Here is a 14,758-nt window from a genome sequence, read left to right as displayed (position 1 = left end):
CAATGGTTTCGCGCTGGACTTGTTCCGAACGATCAGCCTTGCGGGGTGCGGCTGGAGCGCCTAGAAACCGCACGGATATTGCGGAGCCGAACCCATGCTGGATCTGACCTACGAGTCCCCGAAACCGAAGACCATCGCCGGCGCGACCGGCGATTGGGAGCTTGTGATCGGGCTTGAGGTTCACGCGCAGGTCGCCTCCCAGGCCAAGCTCTTTTCCGGCGCCTCTACGACGTTCGGTGCCGAGCCGAATTCGAATGTCTCCTTTGTGGACGCGGCGATGCCGGGCATGCTTCCCGTCATTAACGAATTCTGCGTGGCACAGGCGGTGCGTACGGGGCTCGGGCTGAAGGCGGCGATCAATCTCTGGTCTGCCTTTGACCGGAAGAACTACTTTTATCCCGACCTGCCGCAGGGTTATCAGATCAGCCAGCTTTACCATCCCATCGTGGGTGAGGGCGAAGTGCTGGTGGACATGGGGCCGGGCGTGGCGCGCATGGTTCGGATCGAGCGCATCCACCTAGAACAGGATGCCGGCAAGTCGATCCACGACATGGACCCGCATATGTCCTTCGTGGACCTGAACCGGACGGGCGTCGCGCTGATGGAGATCGTCAGCCGCCCCGATATCCGCGGCCCGGAAGAGGCCGCCGCCTATGTCGGCAAGCTGCGCCAGATCATGCGCTATCTCGGCACCTGCGACGGCAACATGCAGAACGGCAACCTGAGGGCGGACGTGAACGTTTCGGTGTGCCGTCCGGGGGATTACGAGAAATATCAGGCCACGCAGGATTTCAGCCATCTCGGCACGCGCTGCGAGATCAAGAACATGAACTCGATGCGCTTCATCCAGCAGGCCATCGAATACGAGGCGCGCCGTCAGATCGCCCTGATCGAAGACGGCAAGGAAGTGGTGCAGGAAACCCGACTCTACGACCCCGACAAGGGCGAGACGCGGTCGATGCGTTCGAAGGAAGAGGCGCATGATTACCGCTACTTCCCCTGCCCCGACCTTCTGCCACTCGAGATCGAGCAGGGCTGGGTCGACGATATCGCGGCCTCGCTGCCTGAACTGCCGGACGCCAAGCGGGAACGCTTCGTGACCGATTACGGCATGACCGAATACGACGCGAGCGTTCTGACCGCCGAGGTGGAAAGCGCCGCGTTCTTCGAAGAAGTGGCCAGGGGCCGCGACGGAAAGCTCGCCGCCAACTGGGTCATCAACGAACTCTTCGGGCGGCTGAAGAAGGAAGACCTGTCCATCGCGGACAGCCCCGTGTCGGCGGCGCAGCTTGGCGGCATCATCGAGTTGATCGGCAAGGGTGACATCTCGGGCAAGATCGCCAAGGACCTGTTCGAGATCGTCTGGACCGAAGGCGGCGACCCGGCGGCCATCGTCGAAGAGCGCGGCATGAAGCAGGTGACGGATACCGGCGCCATCGAGGCCGAAGTGGACCGTGTGATCGCCGAGAACCCGGCTCAGGTCGAAAAGGCCAAGTCGAACCCGAAGCTGGCAGGCTGGTTCGTCGGTCAGGTGATGAAGGCGACCGGCGGCAAGGCGAACCCCAAAGCGGTCAACGATCTGGTCGCGGCCAAGTTGGGCCTGTGACGGCTGTTTGAGCCGGGACGGGGCGCGTCCACCTATTTCACCGTTTTTATGATATGCTTGGCTCGGGCTGCGTCACGCGGTCGGGCTGCGCATTGTCGCGCGTGTCATCTGACAATGATGTGCACGGAACACACCTGATATTCAGACATGCGGAAAGGCGGCCCCGACTGGGACCGCCTTCCGTGTGAGGTACAGGTAAGCGCTAGCTTACGACTTCTTCCGGCGGCGCATCATGGCGAGACCGCCAAGACCACCGAGGAGAAGGAAACCAGCAGCCGGGACCGGAACAGCGGTCGCGGTCACGGTGAAGTCGATGAACGGACCGATGTCGTCATCGGTGTTGTTGAAGATGCCGTCCCATTCGAAGGCATATTCCACCGATTCACCCGCACCCAGCGAGAAGGTACGGTTAAGGTCCACGTTGTCCACGACGCCGAAAGACGTTGACGTTCCGTCGAACCAAACGTCGATGCCGCCGGTGAAGCCGTAGTTACGCGGCGACTGATCGATGTTGCCATCCACAAAGGTCACCTGAGCGTCCGTAGACGTGGTGTTCTGCAGAAGGAACGTGATCGTTCCCGGACCGTCAGCAATGTCGATCGCTCCGACACCATCATCGGCGTAAAAACGAGCGGCGAAGGTCGCGCCATCGGTAACTTCAATCACGTTGTTGCCGATGAAGTAGCCGTCGCCGCCCTCGTCGACACCATTTTCGATGATGCTCACCGATGCAGCAGAAGCCGCGAACGGCAGAAGAGCCGCAACGCTCGCGCCAAAAATAAATTTCTTAAGGTTCATGATAACCCCCTTTACCTCACAGTTTACTCGTAACCCAAACGGATGAACTCCACTCAGGCTCCCTCCGAAGGTAGCGGCTTTGGCCGGGTTTCGCCACAAAAATTAACGAATTCCGTCATATTTTTCGGACACTTCAGGAACAACTGCGCTCGAAAGGCGGTATTGTTTCCTATTGGTCGCCAATTCGGGCAAGGATCGCCACTTTTCCCGGCAATGTGTGAACAGGTCGTAAATGGTGGTCGGACGGACAACCGGAGCACGAATCGTGTTCTTTCCACTGTTCAGACTTTTCGCGGCAGCCTAAAACACCCCGAGGGTATGCGATCAAGGAGCGACAGGTGCAGGCATTCGAATACAAGGTCGTCCCCGCCCCCGACCGGGGCAAGAAGGCGAAGGGCGTGAAGACGACCGAAGACCGGTTTGCGCTGGCGCTGACGGAGAAACTGAACGAGATGGCCGCGGAGGGCTGGGACTACGTGCGCGCTGAAACGCTGCCTTGTGAGGAACGGAAGGGGCTGACCGGCACCGTCACGACAGAGCAGAACGTCCTGATCTTCCGTCGCCGGGCACATGGCAGCGAGCGCGTTGTGTCGACACCCCTCTCCCTTGGCGAGGCACCCGCGGCGCCGACGGGGCGGCGCGAGCCGGCCGTCTCGCGACCAACGGCGCCGATGGCAGAGCCCGGCGCCTAAGCTTCGATTTCTATGGCGAGCGCGTGGATGCGTGCCACCAGGTCCTTGCCGAGTGCTGCGTGGATCGAGCGGTGCCTTTCGATGCGCGACATGCCTTCGAAACTGTCCGAAGCGATCCGCACCCGAAAGTGGCTCTGCCCACCTTCCTGATACCCGGCATGCCCGCGGTGCTGCTCACTTTCATCAATGATTTCAAGACTTTTTGGCTCCAGACCCGCCTCGAGCCGTTCCCGCATCATATCTGCCACCAGCATTTTTTCGCCCTGCCCTCTTCAATCTTGCCGCCGAGACGGTAAACTCGCGGGTCCGAGTCGGAAAGGCCCCCTGTGATGAAAGAAGATCCCTTCGGTTTCGATATCCGCGTTTCATCGGACAAGAAGAAGCGGTCGCGCACACGCCGCGGCATGTCCGGCGCCTTCGAGACGTCCACGCGGGTCTGCGAGCATCCGGGCTGTCAGGAGACGGGACAGTATCGCGCACCGAAATCCCCCGATGACCTCGAAGAATTCTACTGGTTCTGCAAGGACCACGTTCGCGAGTACAATTTGAAGTGGAATTTCTTCCAGGGCTCCACCGAAGAAGAATTCGCCGATCGCATGGACAAGGACCGCGTCTGGGAGCGCGAAACGAAGCCTTTCGGCAAGCGCGGCGACGAACAGCGGGCCTGGGCACGCCTCGGCGTCGACGACCCGCACCAAATCCTGGGTGAGAACGCGACGCGGAACCCCGGCAAGGGCATTACAGGGACCCGCCGCCTGCCCTCGACAGAAAGGCGCGCGCTCGACATTCTCGAGGCTAAGGATCACTGGACCAAGGCCGAGATCCGCAAATCCTACAAGGCGCTCATCAAGGTCCTGCACCCCGACATGAACGGCGGCGACCGGAGCCACGAAGAGCAGCTGTCGGAAGTCGTCTGGGCCTGGGACCAGATCAAGGATAGCCGGAACTTCCAGACCTGAGTTCATGCAACAGTAACCGCTTGTGCCGTAGCAGTCTCGCGACTGATACGGAGTTGCTGCATGTCGGGATGGACAATTCAGAAGCAAATCAAGGCTTTGGCCGGAATCGGGCTGGGAATCGTATTGCTTCTTTCCCTGATCGCCCTGGTCTCAGCAATGAGGCTGTCCACCTTGTTTCAGGACCTTAACGGCTCGTCGCGATCCGTGGCTCATGCGAACACGATCCTTGAGGATGCCATCGAAACCGTCGCAGCCGGGCGGGAATACATGCTTGTCCCGTCTGAAGAAGCGCATGACGCCGTTCATGCAGAGGTCGCGGAAATCCGTGATTTGCTGGCACTTCTGAGAGAAGAAGGTTCGGGCGCCGATGTCTTCGGAAATATCGAGGAGCTTCTTAGCAGTCTGGACGCCGTCGAGGGTACGTTCGACCGCGTGATCGCCGCACAGGAACAGGTGGAATCCGCGTCGGCGCGCATGGACGCCGCCGGTCTCGCCACCCGTGCACAGCTTTCGGCTCTCATGGAATCATCTTTCGAGAACAGCGATGCCGGCGGCGCATTCTATGCCGGCCGTGCGCAGGAGAGACTGCTTCTGGCGCGTTTCTACATGAAGGAGTTTCTGCTGTCGGGTCTTGAAGAGGATTTCGAGGAGGCGGAGAGCTGGCAAAAGGCCGCCACGACCGAGCTGGCACGCCTCGACTTCATCATTTTCGCCGAGGACCGCAAGGCAATGGCGAACGAGGCCAAGGCGAAACTTGCCGAGTTCTGGGCGGCTTCTCTGGATGTGCGCGCCGCGCATGCCGCCCGGGTGGCGGATCAGAATGAATTCCTTGCCCTCGGTGAAGGTGTCGAGCTGCTGGTCGAGCGCGCCGCCGATGCCCTGACGTTGGAACAGACTAATGTCGCATCGGCGGGCGTAGGCCAGGCGCGGACGACGATGGTCCTTCTCGGCATCGCGGTCGCAATTTCCATCGGCACACTGATCTTCTTTAGTCGCCAGATCAGTGCGCTGATCGTCTCTGGGCTTGAATCGGCGATGGGGGACATGCGGAGTCTTGCTGGCGGCAATCTCGATCTGGAAATCGGGCGCAAGGACGAGGAAACCGAGCTGGGCGAGATGGCGCGCACGCTTGAGACGTTCCGGCAGACCGCCAAGAAGTCACAGAGACTCGCCGAAGAGGCGAGGGCCCGCGAGGTTCAGGAGGCCGAACAGGAGCGCGCACGCCAGAAGTCCGAGAGCGAGGCACGCGCCGCCCAGCGCGAGGCGCGGGAGCGGGAGCGCAAGGAAATCATGGCCTCCCTTGCCGACCGGCTGGGGAGTGTCGCAATGGCCGCCTCTCGGGGGGATTTCTCGAAACGTGTGTCCGGTTCTTTCGGCGACCCCGATCTCGACAGCGTGGCCCGTGCCATGAACGAGATGATGGAAAAGGTCGAGCGTGGCGTGACCGATACTGCGCGCGTGCTGGACGGGCTCTCGAAGGGGGACCTGACGGCGCGCATGATGGGCGGCCACGAGGGCGTGTTTGCCAAGCTTGAGAAAACCCTTGGCGAGACCTGCGCGACACTGTCGGAAATGGTTGGCGAAATCCTCGATCAATGCGAGGAAATCGGCGTAAACACCGAAGAAATGCGCAATCAGGCGGGTAATCTGGCAAAGAGGGCCGAAACTCAGGCCGCCGCGTTGGAGGAAACCGCGGCCGCTATGGAAGAGATGGCGGCGACCGCCTCGTCCAGTGCGGAAACAGCCAGCGACGCGACGAATGTCAGCCGGCGCGCGCTCAGCAGCGTCGCCGAAGCCGGAACAGTGGTGTCATCGGCCGTCGAAGCGATGGGCGACATCCGCTCGGCCTCGGACCGCATCGAAGAGATCGTCTCGGTGATCGACGGGATTGCCTTCCAGACCAATCTTCTGGCTCTCAACGCGTCTGTCGAGGCCGCGCGCGCCGGAAGCGCGGGCAAGGGCTTTGCCGTCGTTGCGACCGAGGTCCGCGCATTGGCGCAACGCTCGAGCGAAGCGTCGAAGGATATCAAGGAATTGATCGAACAAAGCGCGGCACAGGTGGCGCGCGGTGTGGGGCTTGTGGAAAAGACCGGTGTCACACTTGAGGACATCGTGGCCAGCGTGCGCGAGATGGGCGACACGATGGAAGGGCTGACGTCGGCCGCGCGGGAACAAGCCGTGGGCGCCCGCGAAGTGACGGGCGCAGTGACCCAGATGGATACGATCACGCAGCAGAACGCCGCTTTGGCCGACACGAGCCGCGCATCCGCTTCGCAACTTAACGACAAGGCCCTGGCTCTCAAGGCGCTTGTCGAACGTTTTACCTTGTCGAAGGATCAGAATTCACGCGCGCCGATCGCAGCCGAGTAACGGGACCGACCTGTCGGTTCGCCCGATCCCGAGAGCCTTCTCCAGGCCGTCAGGCAGCCTGAAAGATCAAAGCGACGCCGTTCAGACAATGACGTTTCCCGGTAGGCTGCGGACCATCGTCGAAAACATGGCCGAAATGGCTGCCGCAGCGCCGGCAGTGCACTTCGGTCCGGACGCGCAGAAACTTACGGTCTGGTTTTGTCCCGATTGCGCCCGGCAGCGATTGCCAGAAAGACGGCCAGCCTGTCCCGCTGTCGTATTTATGCTCAGACGAATAGACGGGCAGATTGCATCCTTTGCACCGATAGACGCCTGCGGCGTATTGCTTGTCGAGCGGACTAGACCGCGGTTTTTCCGTCCCCTCCTCGCGCATCACCTTGTATTCGAGAGCGGTCAGCTTCTGCCTCCATTCACGCTCGCTTCGCTCAATCTCAAAGCTTTCCGCCCATGCCGGACGCAGCGCGACGACGGAAAGAGCCGCACTGGACAAAAGGAAGTCGCGTCTTTTCATGGCTCATCTTTCTTCTCGAGTGAACGACTACTGCTGTCCTAGCGAAAAGCGCGATCACCGCGAAAACACGTTCCTGCGATCTCTCACGCCGCGCGCGCCGCACGTTCGCAAGTCACCCGCGATTGCGGGAAATTGATGCGCATTGTTCACATAGTCGCGACAAATGGCTGCGAATTGGGTGAAATGCTTGGCCGGTCCTTCCGTTTGCGCGACAAAGTCTCCGGACATTGCCGCGACGGTGCCGTTGCCTGCCGGGTCGTTTGGCACCTGCCGGGCTTGAACAAGCATTGATTCTCGTGCAGGCACGCGCGAAAGCCGCGCGCGAGCGCAATTGATGGTAGGGGTTTGATATGGATTTCAGGCGCATCGACATTGACGCCAAGCCGTCCGAGGAAATCGACGTCCGCGAGGTGTTCGGTATCGACTCGGACATGAAGGTGCGCGGCTTCTACGAGCGCAACGAGCGCGTGCCCGAGATCGACACCACCTACAAGTTCGACCCCGACACCACGCTCGCCATCCTCGCCGGGTTTCAATACAACCGCCGCGTCCTGATTCAGGGCTATCACGGCACCGGCAAGTCGACCCATATCGAACAGGTCGCGGCCCGGCTGAACTGGCCCTGCGTGCGCGTCAACCTAGACAGCCACATCAGCCGGATCGACCTGATCGGCAAGGACCAGATCAAGATCGACAAGGGCATCCAGTTCACCGAGTTTCAGGAAGGCATCCTGCCCTGGGCGCTGAGAAACCCGACCGCCATAGTCTTCGACGAATATGACGCGGGCCGCGCGGACGTGATGTTCGTGATCCAGCGGGTTCTGGAAGTGGACGGCAAGCTGACGCTGCTGGATCAGAACGAAGTCATTGATCCGCATCCCTATTTCCGCCTTTTTGCGACAGCGAACACGGTCGGTCTGGGTGACACGACGGGCCTGTATCACGGCACGCAGCAGATCAACCAGGCCCAGATGGACCGCTGGTCGCTGGTGGCGACGCTCAACTACCTGAGCCACGATGCCGAAGCTGCGATCATCCTGTCCAAGGCGCCGCACTACAACACCGAGAAGGGCCGCAAGATCATCAGCCAGATGGTCAGCGTGGCCGATCTGACGCGCAAGGCGTTCATGTCCGGCGATCTGTCCACGGTGATGAGCCCGCGGACTGTGATCTCCTGGGCGCAGAACGCCGAGGTGTTCCGCGATGTGGGTTATGCGTTCCGGCTGTCCTTCCTGAACAAGTGCGACGAGCTCGAGCGGCAGACGGTCGCCGAGTTCTATCAGCGCTGCTTCGACGAGGAACTGCCCGAAAGCGCCGCAAGCCTGACGCTGGCCTGAGGGGGACGGGAGCGCCATGGCGCAGAACGACAACCCCGCAGACCCGTTCAAGAAGGCGCTGGCCGACGCGACCAAGGTCCTTGCCGAGGATCCCGATCTCGCGGTCAGCTATTCTGTCGATCCGCCGGGGATGTCGGGCGAAAGCGTGCGCCTGCCGCAGATCACACGCCGCATGACCCGCGAAGAGGTCATGCTGGCCCGCGGGACTGCGGACAGTTTCGCGCTTCGCCGCAAATATCACGACGAGAACACGTTCCGCCGCTACGCACCCGAGGGCCAGATGGCCCGCGACATCTACGAGGCCATGGAAATGGCCCGATGCGAGGCGGTGGGTGCCCGCGACATGCCCGGCACGGCCGGCAATATCGACGCCAAGATCGCGCATGAAGCCGCGCGGCGCGGCTATGCCCAGATCAAGGACGCCTCCGAGGCGCCACTTGCGGTTGCCGCAGGCTATCTGGTCCGGCACCTCGCCACGGGCAGGCCGCCGCCGCCGGGCGCCGACAATGTCATGGAGCTCTGGCGCGGATTCATAGAGGAACAGGCCGGCGGCACGCTGGACGGGCTGAAGGCGGCGCTGGCCGACCAGTCGAATTTCGCGCGCTTCACGCGCCAGGTCATCACCGATCTCGGCTATGGCGACCAGATCGGCGACGACCCCGATCAGGATGACCCGGACGCAGACGAAGACGCCGAGGATCAGGCCGAAGAGCAGGAGAATCCCGACGCGCAGGGCAACGAGGACGGACAGTCCGAGGACGCCTCCGAGGCCTCGGCGGAGCAGAGCCAGGATGCGCAGGACGACCAGTCCCAGGCGCAGGTGTCGATGGACGACCTTGCCGACACGGAACTCGGCGAAGAGGCAGAGATGCCCGACGGCGATGCGGAAATGGACATGCCTCCGCCGATGCCGATCAGCGACGCCGACCCGAACTATACCGTCTACAACGCTGAATTCGATGAGGAAATCAAGGCCGAAGACCTTGCAGAACCGGCCGAGCTGGAACGGCTCCGCGCATATCTCGACCAACAGCTCGATCCGCTGAAGGGCGCGGTCGGACGGCTTGCCAACAAGCTGCAACGCCGTCTTCTGGCGCAGCAGAACCGCAGTTGGCTGTTCGACATGGACGAAGGCATTCTGGACGCCGCCCGCCTTGCGCGCATCGTCGCGAACCCTACCGTGCCGCTCGCCTACAAGCAGGAAAAGGATACCGAGTTCCGCGACACCGTGGTCACGCTGCTTCTGGACAATTCCGGCTCGATGCGCGGACGGCCGATTTCGATCGCTGCGATCTGCGCCGACATCCTTGCCCGCACGCTCGAGCGCTGCAACGTCAAGGTCGAGATCCTCGGCTTCACCACACGCGCGTGGAAGGGCGGGCAGGCCCGCGAGAAATGGCTTCAGGACGGGCGCCCACAGTTGCCGGGCCGCCTGAACGACCTTCGCCACATCATCTATAAATCCGCCGACGCGCCGTGGCGCCGGGCGCGTCCCAATCTGGGTCTGATGATGAAAGAGGGGCTGCTTAAAGAGAACATCGACGGCGAGGCCCTGGAATGGGCGCATCGCCGGCTGACGAACCGCCGCGAGGCGCGCAAGATCCTCATGGTGATCTCGGACGGCGCGCCGGTCGACGATTCAACCTTGTCGGTCAACCCCGCGAATTTCCTCGAAAAACACCTGCGCGACGTTATCCGCATGGTCGAGCGCAAGAAGGCCGTCGAACTGATCGCAATCGGCATTGGCCACGACGTCACGCGTTACTACCAGCACGCCGTCACAATCACGGATGTCGAGCAACTTGCCGGCGCGATGACCGAGCAGCTGGCAGCGCTTTTCGAGTCCGACCCGAACAAACGCCGCCGCGCCATGATGCGCCGGACCGGCTAAACGGGGCCGCGCGTGTTTCAGAGCTTTACGGCGACAACCTCTCCCGATCAGGGACCTCGGCGGCTCGCGCGCCTTAGGGAGGCCATGGCCGAGGCCGGTGTCGATGCCTTCATGGTGCCCCGCGCCGACGCGCATCAGGGCGAATATGTCGCCCCCTGCGACGAGCGGCTGGCATGGTTGACGGGCTTTACGGGCTCGGCCGGTTTCGCGATCGTGACGGGGGACACGGCCGGCGTCTTCGTGGATGGCCGCTACCGTGTTCAAGTCCGTGCACAGGTGGCCGATGTCTTCACACCCGTCGACTGGCCTGAAACAAAGCCCGGCCCCTGGCTTCTCGAACACCTGGCCGATGGCGCGGTGCTGGGCATCGACCCGTGGCTTCATACCCGTGACGAGATCGACCGACTTGAGCAGGCTCTAAAGGGCCGGATCACGATCCGCCCGGTAGAGAACCTCGTCGACCGCATCTGGCCCGACCGCCCCGCCCCGCCTGTGGGCAAGGTACGCAGCCTGACCACCGAACAGACCGGCGAGGGCTCGGTCTCGAAGCGCGAGCGGCTGGCGAAGGTGCTGAAGGACGCCGGCGAGCGGGCCGCGGTGCTGACCCTGCCCGACAGCATCTCTTGGCTCCTGAACATTCGGGGCAGCGACATTCCCCGCAACCCGGTGGTACAGGCTTTTGCCATCCTGCATGACAGCGCGCGCGTGTCGCTCTTTCTCGATCCGGAAAAGGTCGCGCCCCTTGGCCCCGACCCGTCCATCGACGTGGCGCCCACGTCGGATTTCGAACCCGCGCTCCGCGCACTGAACGGTCCGGTCCGCGTTGACCGAAGCTCGGCCCCCCTTGCTGTCTCGCACGCGCTGAACGAGGCCGGCATCGACATCGCCTGGGATCAAGACCCCTGCATCCTGCCGAAGGCGCAAAAGACCGAGGCCGAAATCGCGGGCACGCGCGAGGCGCATTTGCGCGATGCCGCCGCGATGATCGAATTCCTCGCCTGGCTCGACACCGAAGCGCCCCAAGGCGGCGTGACGGAAATCGACGCGGCCAAGGCTCTCGAAGGCTTTCGGCGCCAGACCAACGCGCTTCTCGATATCTCCTTCGACACGATTTCGGGCGCGGGTCCGAACGGCGCCATCGTGCATTACCGCGTCACCGAAGGCACCAATCGCCCGCTCAAGCCGGGCGAGCTCTACCTCGTGGATTCGGGCGGGCAGTATCTGGACGGGACCACCGACATAACCCGCACCGTTGCCATCGGCCCCGTGCCGGACGCGGCGCGAGACCCGTTCACCCGCGTCCTTCAGGGCATGATCGCCATCTCGACCGCCCGCTTCCCTAAGGGCGTCGCGGGCCAGCACCTCGATGCGCTGGCGCGGGCGCCGCTCTGGAGGGCGGGACTGGACTATGATCATGGCACCGGACATGGCGTGGGTGTTTATCTGAATGTCCACGAGGGGCCGCAGCGCCTGTCCCGCATCTCGGATGTGGCGCTGGAGCCCGGCATGATCCTGTCGAACGAGCCGGGCTACTACCGTGAAGGCGCGTTCGGCATCCGGCTGGAAAACCTGATCGTGGTGAAAAAGGCCGAGCCCCTTGGCGACAAGCGCGACCATCTCGACTTCGAGACGCTGACCTGGGTACCCATAGACACGCGGCTCGTGATCCCGGACATGCTGGCCCCGTGGGAGCGGGACTGGCTGAACGCCTACCACGCCGAGGTGGTCGAACGGGTCGCCCCCCGCCTGTCCGATTCTGCGCGAAACTGGCTTCTCGCCGCCGCCCGCCCTATCTGATAGACGGAGCACAAAGGCGTCAGCCTCATTCCCAATTCAGGAGACCGTCATGGCCGACCATATCAAGATCCGCCCCGCCACAGGCACCTGGTCCGTCCGCGCCGGCGGCGCCGTCCTTGGCGAAAGCGATAACGCGCTGGAACTGACCGAAGGCAGTTATCCGTCCGTGATCTACTTCCCCCGTGAAGACATCGCGATGGAGTTTCTCGACAAGACGGACCACTCCACCACCTGCCCCCATAAGGGCGAGGCGAGTTATTACTCGATCGTCACCAAATCCACGACGCTCGAAAACGCCGTCTGGAGCTACGAGACCCCCAAGGACGCCGTCTCGGACATCGCCGGGCACCTTGCCTTCTACACGGGCGACCTCGTCACCGTCGAAGAAATCTGACCGGGTTTCTTCTGTTCGCAAATACACCGGGGGAGGCTCCGCCAGGAGCCGGGGGCGGAGCCCCCATTCCATCCGTCAGCTATGCTCTTCCGCCGCCGTCGCCGCCAAGGCACGATTATAAGCGCGCAGCGCATCAACGTGGAACAGCGCCCCGTGGATCTGCGGCGGCTCGCCTTCGGCGCCCATGGTGACGACGGGCAGGAACTGGCGGTTGGTTGTCTCGAAGACCGGCAAGGCGGTCTCCAGCGTCGCGTTCCGCTCGACCCAGTGCCCCGCCTCGATCGCCGCCCAGATCGCGTCATCGGGTGCCGCGCGCGGATCGTCCGGCGTCCGCATCACGTTGGCCACGCGGAACATCGCCAGAAGATAAGCCTGCGGTCCTTTTGACAGGTGGATATTTCGCCTCTCAAGCTGCGTCAGGAAGAAGGACCGGTCCACAAGACGCGACGCCACCGAGGTTGAAAGCGATACCGCCACCATCACCGCCAGCCCCGTCTGCCAGTCGCCGGTCAGTTCGAAGACGATCAGCGTGGTCGAGATCGGCGCGCCCAGAACCGCGGCCGCCACCGCGCCCATGCCTGCAAGGGCGTAGAGCGTCTCGGAGCCAGACACGTCGGGGAAGATACTGGTCGCCACCTGCCCGAATGCCAGCCCCAGAAGTGCGCCCACCATGAGAGAGGGTGAAAAGACCCCGCCCCCCATCCGGCCCGCCATCGTGATGGCAACGGCGGCCACCTTGAGCACGCAGAAGACGACCGCTTCGTGCAGAACAAGCGAGCCCGTCAGCGCGGCGGATGTCGTCTCGTAGCCGACGCCGATGATATGCGGAAACCAGATCGCCAGCGCGCCCAGCATCGCACCCGCGATTGCCGGGCGGACGAAGCGCGGCATTCCGGTCCGGCGCCGGACATAGCTGCCAAGGTCGTCGGCCCAGAAGATCGTCCGCATCATCAGCACCGCGACCAGCCCCGAAACAAGACCCAGGATCAGGAAGGCCGGAAGCTCGACATAGAAGGCAAGCGCGCCTTCTTCGACCAGCGTGAACTCGGTCACGCCGCCGAATTCCAGCCGGTTGATGACGGTGCCCGCCGCACTGGCGATGACGATGGGCGCGAAGGCGTGGACCGCGAAATGCCTCAGCACCACTTCGAGCGCGAAAAGCGCCCCGGCGATCGGCGCGTTGAACGATGCCGACACCGCCGCCGCAACAGCGCAGCCCAACAGGTCTCGGCCCGTGATCCCGTCGGCCCGCATCCTGTCGGACACCCAGGTCGAGATCACTGCCGCCAAGTGCACGACCGGCCCTTCCCGTCCCGTCGATCCACCGGTTCCGAGCGTGATCATCGACGCCGCCGCCGAGGCCAGCCCGGCCTTGCCCTCGACCCGGCCGTTGTTCAGCGCTGCGCCTGCGATGACGTCGGCCACCGAGCGCACCTTCCCGTCATCGGTGAAGCGGTTCAGGATCAGCCCGACCACCAGCCCCCCGCAGATCGGAATGATCAGGATCAGGTACCAGGGCAGCGTCTCGGCGAAGGAATGGATCAGCCGGACGTCGTCCGTTCCGTAAAGAGTTTCCTGCAGGAAGTTGATTCCCTTGCGGAAAAACAAGGCCGCAAAGCCAGCGGCGACACCGATCACGAGGGCGATGAACCAGAACTGTATCTTGCCCGGGCCGTCCCTGCGCAGGACGTGCCAGACGTCCCCGCAGCGCATCAGAAGCGCGGTCGCCTGTTCCCTCAGCATCGCGTGTCGGGGGCGTTCATGGCCTGATCCCGTGGCGTCCACCGTTTTCCTTGCCCGACCGGACCCGCCATGCCCGGCCAGACCCCGCGCCGCCCGTCCGAGGCACGGTCTCTAAGTCCTGTTAGGTCACCGATATGGCAAGGAAAAGGGCGAAATCCCTGTGGCGCCGGGATAAGGTCAGGGTTGTGTCCTCACCGCCGGAGTCTCCGATGCCCGTATCCGACCCGAAAGAGTTTCCCGCCGCCTTCCGCGACGCGTGGATGGCCCGCGACGGTGACGCCATCGGCGCGCTTTTCGACGAGGACGCCGATTTCGTGAACGTGGTGGGTATCTGGTGGGAGGATCGCCCCGCCATCGCCCGCGCCCACGGCTATGCACTGAAGAGCTTCTTTTCCGAGACCCGACTGACCCTCGGCCGCGTGAAGGTCCGGCAGCTCGGGGCCGATCATGCACTTGTCCACGCGCGTCTTAGGCTGAGCGGCCAGCGCGCCCCAGACGGCAGCGTGGCCGAGAGCAGAAGCACGATCCTGAGCTTCGTTCTGGCCCGGCATGACGACGGCTGGCTGGGCGTCTCGGCGCAGAACACCGACATCGTGCCGGGCGCCGAGACCCTCCGCGCCGGTCCGGACGGTCTGACGCCCGAAGACTACCGCCGCTGAC

General features: G+C 63.1%; 13 protein-coding genes. 9 read left to right on the top strand and 4 right to left on the bottom strand.

Annotation, left to right across the window (positions count from 1 at the left end; genetic code table 11):
• Window positions 1-94: 94 nt before the first annotated feature.
• A complete protein-coding gene (gene gatB / locus GQ651_RS02165; protein ID WP_160762573.1) occupies window positions 95-1,606 on the top strand; it encodes an Asp-tRNA(Asn)/Glu-tRNA(Gln) amidotransferase subunit GatB in 1,512 nt (503 codons plus the stop codon).
• A 207-nt stretch (window positions 1,607-1,813) separates the two neighbouring features.
• Here the strand turns inward: gatB and GQ651_RS02160 are convergent, their stop codons facing one another.
• On the bottom strand, window positions 1,814-2,404 hold the full coding sequence (locus GQ651_RS02160; RefSeq protein ID WP_160762572.1) for a VPLPA-CTERM sorting domain-containing protein: 591 nt from the start codon (window positions 2,402-2,404) through the stop codon (window positions 1,814-1,816).
• A 338-nt stretch (window positions 2,405-2,742) separates the two neighbouring features.
• On the opposite strand from GQ651_RS02160, the gene GQ651_RS19005 reads away from it, so the two are divergent.
• Complete coding sequence (locus GQ651_RS19005) at window positions 2,743-3,096, top strand: DUF4177 domain-containing protein (protein ID WP_160762571.1); 354 nt, start codon at window positions 2,743-2,745, stop codon at window positions 3,094-3,096.
• Here the strand turns inward: GQ651_RS19005 and GQ651_RS02150 are convergent.
• Complete coding sequence (locus GQ651_RS02150) at window positions 3,093-3,350, bottom strand: BolA family protein (protein ID WP_160762570.1); 258 nt, start codon at window positions 3,348-3,350, stop codon at window positions 3,093-3,095. The two genes, GQ651_RS19005 and GQ651_RS02150, sit on opposite strands and share 4 nt — an antisense overlap.
• A gap of 72 nt (window positions 3,351-3,422) precedes the next feature.
• Here GQ651_RS02150 and GQ651_RS02145 point away from each other — a divergent pair, with 72 nt between their 5' ends.
• Together GQ651_RS02145 and GQ651_RS02140 are read left to right on the top strand one after the other, a co-directional pair.
• Window positions 3,423-4,055 (top strand): DnaJ domain-containing protein, encoded by a 633-nt coding sequence (locus GQ651_RS02145; RefSeq protein WP_160762569.1) that lies wholly within the window; start codon window positions 3,423-3,425, stop codon window positions 4,053-4,055.
• 156 nt (window positions 4,056-4,211) lie between these two features.
• Complete coding sequence (locus GQ651_RS02140; RefSeq protein WP_160762568.1) at window positions 4,212-6,425, top strand: methyl-accepting chemotaxis protein; 2,214 nt, start codon at window positions 4,212-4,214, stop codon at window positions 6,423-6,425.
• Window positions 6,426-6,474: 49 nt separating this feature from the next.
• Here the strand turns inward: GQ651_RS02140 and msrB are convergent, their stop codons facing one another.
• A complete protein-coding gene (gene msrB / locus GQ651_RS02135; protein WP_160762567.1) occupies window positions 6,475-6,936 on the bottom strand; it encodes a peptide-methionine (R)-S-oxide reductase MsrB in 462 nt (153 codons plus the stop codon).
• A gap of 350 nt (window positions 6,937-7,286) precedes the next feature.
• Between msrB and cobS the strand changes: the two genes are divergently transcribed.
• From cobS to GQ651_RS02115, 4 genes are read left to right on the top strand one after another with little or no spacing between them, the layout of a single operon-like run.
• Window positions 7,287-8,273: a cobaltochelatase subunit CobS gene (gene cobS / locus GQ651_RS02130; RefSeq protein WP_160762566.1), complete on the top strand. Its 987-nt coding sequence runs from the start codon at window positions 7,287-7,289 to the stop codon at window positions 8,271-8,273.
• Between the two features lie 16 nt (window positions 8,274-8,289).
• On the top strand, window positions 8,290-10,164 hold the full coding sequence (gene cobT, locus GQ651_RS02125) for a cobaltochelatase subunit CobT (protein WP_160762565.1): 1,875 nt from the start codon (window positions 8,290-8,292) through the stop codon (window positions 10,162-10,164).
• A 12-nt stretch (window positions 10,165-10,176) separates the two neighbouring features.
• On the top strand, window positions 10,177-11,961 hold the full coding sequence (locus GQ651_RS02120) for an aminopeptidase P family protein (RefSeq protein WP_160762564.1): 1,785 nt from the start codon (window positions 10,177-10,179) through the stop codon (window positions 11,959-11,961).
• Window positions 11,962-12,010: 49 nt separating this feature from the next.
• Complete coding sequence (locus tag GQ651_RS02115) at window positions 12,011-12,355, top strand: DUF427 domain-containing protein (protein ID WP_160762563.1); 345 nt, start codon at window positions 12,011-12,013, stop codon at window positions 12,353-12,355.
• A gap of 75 nt (window positions 12,356-12,430) precedes the next feature.
• Here the strand turns inward: GQ651_RS02115 and GQ651_RS02110 are convergent, their stop codons facing one another.
• Complete coding sequence (locus GQ651_RS02110) at window positions 12,431-14,098, bottom strand: chloride channel protein (protein WP_406565441.1); 1,668 nt, start codon at window positions 14,096-14,098, stop codon at window positions 12,431-12,433.
• A gap of 209 nt (window positions 14,099-14,307) precedes the next feature.
• Between GQ651_RS02110 and GQ651_RS02105 the strand changes: the two genes are divergently transcribed.
• Entirely contained in the window at window positions 14,308-14,757 is a 450-nt protein-coding gene (locus GQ651_RS02105; RefSeq protein ID WP_160762562.1) for an SgcJ/EcaC family oxidoreductase, read from the top strand.
• Window position 14,758 lies beyond the last annotated feature (1 nt).

It is taken from the genome of Kangsaoukella pontilimi, assembly GCF_009830125.1.
Taxonomy (GTDB): domain Bacteria; phylum Pseudomonadota; class Alphaproteobacteria; order Rhodobacterales; family Rhodobacteraceae; genus Kangsaoukella; species Kangsaoukella pontilimi.
The sequence above is the reverse complement of the archived record's forward strand: the minus strand, read 5'-3'. Positions and strand labels throughout refer to the sequence as shown.